This is a genomic window from Vibrio sp. V33_P6A3T137 (assembly GCF_009904835.1).
GTDB lineage: Bacteria > Pseudomonadota > Gammaproteobacteria > Enterobacterales > Vibrionaceae > Vibrio > Vibrio metschnikovii.
Map to the genome: position 1 here is coordinate 1 of NZ_WXWK01000040.1, position 6531 is coordinate 6531.

4 protein-coding genes and 1 pseudogene are annotated in these 6531 nt (G+C 44.1%); all 5 read left to right on the plus strand.

Translation table 11 applies throughout. From position 1 onward, the window contains the following. Window positions 1-358: 358 nt before the first annotated feature. Entirely contained in the window at window positions 359-880 is a 522-nt protein-coding gene (locus CAG60_RS03165) for an outer membrane beta-barrel protein (RefSeq protein WP_161438271.1), read from the plus strand. Window positions 881-945: 65 nt separating this feature from the next. Next, complete coding sequence (locus CAG60_RS03170; RefSeq protein ID WP_161438272.1) at window positions 946-3669, plus strand: SLBB domain-containing protein; 2724 nt, start codon at window positions 946-948, stop codon at window positions 3667-3669. A gap of 149 nt (window positions 3670-3818) precedes the next feature. Beyond that, window positions 3819-4166, plus strand: coding sequence for a four helix bundle protein (locus CAG60_RS03175; RefSeq protein WP_161438273.1), 348 nt, complete (start codon window positions 3819-3821; stop codon window positions 4164-4166). Window positions 4167-4335: 169 nt separating this feature from the next. Continuing rightward, window positions 4336-5331 carry a Wzz/FepE/Etk N-terminal domain-containing protein gene (locus CAG60_RS03180; RefSeq protein WP_161438274.1) on the plus strand — a complete coding sequence of 332 codons (996 nt, stop codon included), beginning with the start codon at window positions 4336-4338 and terminating at the stop codon, window positions 5329-5331. Between the two features lie 135 nt (window positions 5332-5466). Further along, window positions 5467-6358: pseudogene (gene rfbB, locus CAG60_RS03185) on the plus strand (dTDP-glucose 4,6-dehydratase); the annotation flags it as partial. Between the last annotated feature and the right edge of the window lie 173 nt (window positions 6359-6531).

A 6531-nucleotide genomic window follows, 5' to 3' on the forward strand; every position in this document is an offset into this window, starting at 1 on the left:
AACAATGTAAACCTTTTAATGCATAATGTTGCTTAAATTATTTATTATGAGTGATATGTTTATAAGTCTTGTTGAGTATATGAATGAGTTCGGAATCTGTTGTTGTGTGACTAAACACTCATATATAAATGCTTTTTAGTCGGGTTGATTTGCCGATTAGGTGAATAACACTAAGATTCATCATTGCTAATCGTTTGCTAATCGTTAATCATTAGCGGGTTGAAAATATTAGGATATGCGTTGTATTACGTAGGGCGGTAGCGTGCCTGATTATGGTCAAATTAGGCTATGATTGAATAAGCTAACTACATGATAAGGATGGTTTTTCACCACTATGCTTAATAAAATGAAATTCAATATGAACCCAGTGATTCAAGTAACCCAAAAAACATTTATTGGTGCCTTTTGTTTAACCCTCAATCTAGTGGCTTTCTCGGCACAAGCTGATGGCTATGCCGGAGTGAGCGCAGCGTATAGTGATAGTGAATACCAAGCCTCTACGGGGTGGTTAGACTCATCTCCAGCACTTGCTCAAATTCAGTTTGGGTATTTCTTTTCCGATTATGTCGCCATTGAAGGTCGCTATGCGACTAGTGTTAAACGCAGTGATGATTTAGCGATTGATGGCCTAGCCAGTGCATTAGTTAAAGCCAATATGCCAGTCACCGATCGGCTCGCTTTGTACGCTTTAGCGGGTTATTCGTATGTTAGAGCAGACTATCAGCACCAAACGACCAATGATAGCGGCGCAACTTTTGGCGTCGGGTTGCATTATGCTCTCAGTGGAAAAGCAGCGATTACGGGCGAGTTTGTAAATTATCTTGCTGGTGATGATGTGCGCTTAACCGCTTTACAATTTGGTATGCAGTTTAAGTTCTAGGTCCTAGGTCCTAGGGTCTTAGACTTAAAACGTACCACTTTCCCATTCAACTATCGGAAAACACCATGTTTCACGGACGCTTTATCTTTTTTTCTTCGTTGTTGTTAAGTCTTTTCGCTGTTTCATCTCATGCTCAAAGTCCTACACCTGAACAGCTGCGTATGTTTCAAAATTTGCCAGCGGATCAGCAGCAAGCTTTGGCTCGACAGTACGGGATTACTTTACCGAATATCAATAATAGTGGGGCTAGCCAGCCACTTCCTACCGCCGATATTCGTACCGCTCGTCCCGATAAAGCGGAGCAACAACCGCTCAATAAACAAGATCAAGAGAAAGAGCCTGAACTAAGGCGTTTTGGATTAGATCTTTTTGCTGCTTCTCCAACGACGTTTGCCCCCGTGAGTGACGTGCCCGTGCCTAGCGATTATCGCGTTGGCCCCAATGATGAAATTATTGTTCAATTATTTGGTAAAGATAACAGCACCCACCGTTTACGAGTTAATCGTGAAGGCGTGATTAACTTTCCTTCTCTTGGCCCTATTTCGGTTGCGGGTTTATCGTTTAGTGAAGTTCGTGCCAGCCTAATGCAGCGGGTACAAGAGCAGATGATTGGTGTGCGCAGCGATATCACTTTAGGTGAACTGCGCAGCATGCAAATTTTTGTCATGGGCGATGCTTATAAACCGGGTGCTTATACTGTCAGCGCATTGACGACCATCTCACAGGCCATTTACTACAGTGGTGGCTTTAGTGAGAGTGGGGCTTTGCGTAATGTTCAGTTAAAGCGAAATGGCCAAGTGGTGCGCACGCTTGATTTATACGACCTGCTTTTAAAAGGCGATAGTCGTAATGATGAACGCTTAATGCCGGGGGATGTGGTTTGGATAGCGCCGGTGAAAGCAACCATCAGCATTCAAGGTGAAGTCCAGCGTCCTGCCATTTATGAGATAAAACCCGGTGAAACCTACCAAGATGTGTTGACGTTATCTGGTGGGGTGACTGCTCATGCCTATTTAGAGCGAGCAACCATTAAACGCCCTAGCTCTCACGGCACTCGTGATGTTCATTCGTTGGACTTAACACAGCGAAAAGCACTCCAGCAACCAGTACATAATGGTGATGAGATTACTGTCGCCAAGCGCAGTGAATTATTACAAAATTATGTGCAATTAATGGGTGATGTGGCTCATGCGGGCTACGCAGAGTGGCGTGATAATTTACGCATCAGTGATCTCTTTCATTCTGCCGATAGTGCGTTTAATGCCACCGCCGATTTAAATTATGCACTAGTTATCCGTGAAGTTAATTTGCAGCGTGATGTGGTGGTTTACCAATTTAGCTTAGCGAATGCCTTACTTAATCCAAACAGCGTAGACAACTTGCCATTACAACCACGAGATCAAGTACTGGTGTTTAACCGTTTGAGTGCTAATGATGTGGATGAGTTATTAGAGCTCAAGAAGCAAGAAGAGAGCCTCGAATCAACACAGGTAAATAATAGCCGTGCTGGTAGTACGCTGGAATCTTCACAAATCAAAAGTTTAGAGCAAGCACAAGTCTTAGCAAGACAAGAAGCGGAGCGAGAGCAGCAACAGCGTTCAGTTACGCAATCTTTTCCTGCGGTGCGATTTGGTGATCACGAAAAAGAGGAACCCCTATTTTTCCAAGGCCAAATGATTACTCAAGAGCAAGCTAAAGCATTACAAGAAAACTCACGACAGTTTTTGCTTGCCTCATTATTAGTGCGTTTACAACAGCAATCCAGCTACGGCCATCCGGCGATGATTGCCGAAGTATTTGGTGAAGTAAAATACCCAGGGCGTTACCCCATTGCTCAGCACAATACTGTGCAAGGGTTGCTCACCGCTGCGGGCGGATTAAGCGCCGATGCTTTTAGTGCCAATGCAGAATTAGCACGCATAGAATCATTAGGTAATACGGTACGTACGGAGATCAAAAATATTGATCTGAGTGCAGTCATGCAAGGTGACCAGCAAGCCAATCGAGAGATAAAGCCGCGTGACCGGTTAAATGTGTTTGAGCAGCCGGGAATAAAGCAGCAAAATACCGTGGTACTGCAAGGCGAAGTGAAGTTCCCAGGTACCTATACGTTACGTCGTGGAGAAACACTAGCCCAACTTCTAGAAAGGGCGGGAGGCTTAACCGAGTTTGCTCATCCACAAGGAGCGATTTTTACTCGCGAAGCCTTACGTTTGCAGGAACAAAAACTACTGACTCAATACGCGGCAGATATGCGCCGTGAAGTGGCGAAAAAAAGTTTTAATGTTGATAGCCGAGTTTCCAGTGTTATTAGCGATCCTGATAAGACCTTAGCGTTTATCGAAGAGGCAACCAATAGCCGCGCATTAGGGCGTATGGTTGTGCAATTGGATCAAATTATTGATGGTAATAAAAGCGCCAATTTTATGTTGGAAGATGGCGATTTCTTATTTATTCCAATGTATCGCAATACTGTTTCAGTGATGGGTGAAGTACAAGTAGGGATCACTTATCTTCTTGACCCAAGCTTGACAGTGAAAGATTACATTAATCGTGCTGGCGGTATGAAAAAGCAAGCTGATGATGACCGCATCTTTGTGGTGCGAGCCGATGGCTCTGTCTTTAAACCCAATACCGGTTTTTGGTTTGGACGCCGCGGTGAAAGCCTCAGACCAGGTGATACGATTGTCGTTCCAGTTGATACTGATTACCGCGATGCACTTAACGTCTGGACCGCTGCGACGCAAATCCTTTATCAAACAGGTGTTGCGGTAAATGCGTTAAAATAGTAGAAACGAGAGCGTTGCTAGCGCAACTTACTAGAGCGGCCTAACGGCCTGCTAGAATCTATAACTGCCTTTATGCTTTTATAGAATCTAGCTTCTCGCAGTCGCGCAGCGACGCTCTAGCAGGGCTCTATATCTTATAAGGATCACCCATGTGCTTTGAGCAACTGGATGTTTGGAAAAGAGCATCACGACTCTCATGTCAAATATATCAAATGACAGAGTCAGTCAGTAATTGGGGATTTAAAGACCAAATCACTCGTTCTGGGCTTTCAGTTCCTTCTAATATTGCAGAGGGTGAAGAGCGCGAAACTCTAAAAGATCAAATTCGCTTTTTGTACTATGCCAAAGGTTCACTTGGTGAGTTAGTCACTCAACTTTATATCGGTATTGAAATTGGTTACTTAGATAAAGAACCGGCCTTAGGTATGGTCCAAGAAGCAAAAGAATTAGCCAAAATTTTGGGCGCAATGATCAAACAAAAACAAAGAAAGATGTAAGAACGAGAACAGCTAGAGATGAGAGCGTTGCTAGAGTGGCCTAACGGCCTGCTAGAATCTATAACTGGTTTTATGTTTTTATAGAATCTAGTCTCTCGCAGTCGCGCAGCGACGCTCTAGCAGGGCGAAGCCCGCTCTTTCTTCACCAGACCCTAAACCTGAAGAACCTATGAACACACAAATAACCCAAAACAATCCGCCATACCAATCAGACGCGCAATTCGCGCCGCTGCCGCGGCACGAAGACGAAATCGATTTACGCGAACTCTTCATCGCCCTCTGGAAAGGCAAATGGATCATCATCGCCACTACTTTTGTATTTGCTGTTGGCTCGGTCTTATTTGCGCTTAGTCAGCCAAATATTTATAAAGCCGATACACTATTAGCTCCTGCTGAAAGCAGTGGCGGTGGTGGTTTAGCAAAAATGGCTGGGCAACTTGGAGGCTTAGCTGCCTTGGCTGGGGTGAACCTTGGCAGTGGTGAAAGCAGTCAAACCGAGCTTGCTGCTCAAGTGATTAAGTCTCGCCGTTTTATTGAACACTTTATTGAAAAGTACGATATTTTGGTCCCGCTAATGGCGGCTAAAGGGTGGGATTTAACCACCAATCAATTGATTATTGACGATACGGTATACGATGAGCAAACCCAAACGTGGTTGCGTGAACCAAAAGGGCTACGTGGTGCAAAACCAACCGCTCAAGAAGCGCATGAAACGTTTATTAAAGAGATACTCACCGTCTCTACTGATAAAACCAACGGTTTATATACCGTCAGTGTTTCACACTACTCCCCTTTTATTGCTCAGCAGTGGGCCACATGGTTAGTCGAAGAAATTAACCAAGTGATGCGTGAGCGCACGATTGCCGAAACCACTCAAAACCTCAATTACTTGCAAGAGCAGCTACAAAGAACCTCAGTAGCGGATATGCAAGCCACTTTTTATAAACTAATAGAAGAACAAACCAAAAGCCTGATGCTGGCTGAAGTGCAAGATGAGTTTGTCTTTAAAGTCGTTGACCCTGCTGTAGTGCCAGAGCTAAAAGATAAACCTAAGCGGGCCTTAATTTGTGTGTTAGGTACCTTACTCGGCGGCATGTTTGGCGTGGCGATGGTTTTGGTGCGTTTTGCGTTTAGGAAGGAAGAGGAAGTTGAACCGAGCAGCTAGAGCGGCCTAACGGCCTTCTAGAATCTAGAACTGGCTTTACGCTTTTATAGAATCTAGCTTCTCGCAGTCGCGTAGCAGGGCGAAGCCCGCTCTTAGTCTTATAGGATTAATCATGAAAATTCTTGTCACCGGTGGCGCGTGTTTTCCGAATACAAACCGGATGCGGTGATGCACTTGGCGGCAGAATCTCATGTTGACCGTTCAATTACAGGTCCTGCTGCATTTATCGAAACCAACATAGTGAGTACTTACACTTTTTTGGAAGCGACTCGTGAATATTGGAATAAACTAGATGATAAAGCGAAGGAATTGTTCCGTTTTCACCATATCTCAACCGATGAAGTATATGGCGATTTACCACATCCAGATGAAGTTGCCGGTGGTTCTAAGCTTTCCGCTGTTCTTAGAAACGACACCATATGCTCCATCAAGTCCTTACTCCGCATCTAAAGCATCGAGCGATCATTTGGTTCGAGCATGGTTACGCACTTATGGTTTACCAACCATAGTTACTAACTGTTCAAACAACTACGGTCCGTATCATTTCCTAGAGAAGCTTATTCCGCTGGTGATCTTAAATGCTTTAGAGGGTAAGCCATTACCCATTTATGGTAATGGTGATCAAATTCGTGATTGGCTGTATGTCGAAGACCATGCCCGTGCACTATACAAGGTGGTCACGGAAGGCAAAGTCGGTGAAACTTACAATATCGGCGGGCATAATGAGAAGCAGAACATCGAAGTGGTAAAAACCATTTGTGCCATTATGGATCAACTAGTGCCGATGGAGCAGCGTGGCTACCCAATCAACACGCAACATTCATCATTAATCACTCACGTTAAAGGCCGCCCTGGGCACGATAGACGCTATGCGATTGATGCCAGTAAGATTGAGCGTGAATTAGGTTGGAAGCCAGAAGAAACTTTTGAATCTGGGATTCGCAAAACGGTTGAGTGGTATTTAGATAATCGTGAATGGTGGTCTCGACTAATCGTTGGATCAGGCAGATATGTTTTAACCTTTTAAAACTAGAAATCAGTTTTAAGGAAGGCATACTGCGCAAACGCACGAAATGCGATGGGGTGAAGTACTTAGGCAAGGTGTTTTGGAAATATTCATCATTTTCCGTTGTTCTTATTTCATAAATTAATAAATAAAGGGATAAAATGAAAAAGCTAAAGTTTGGAATAATATGCTAT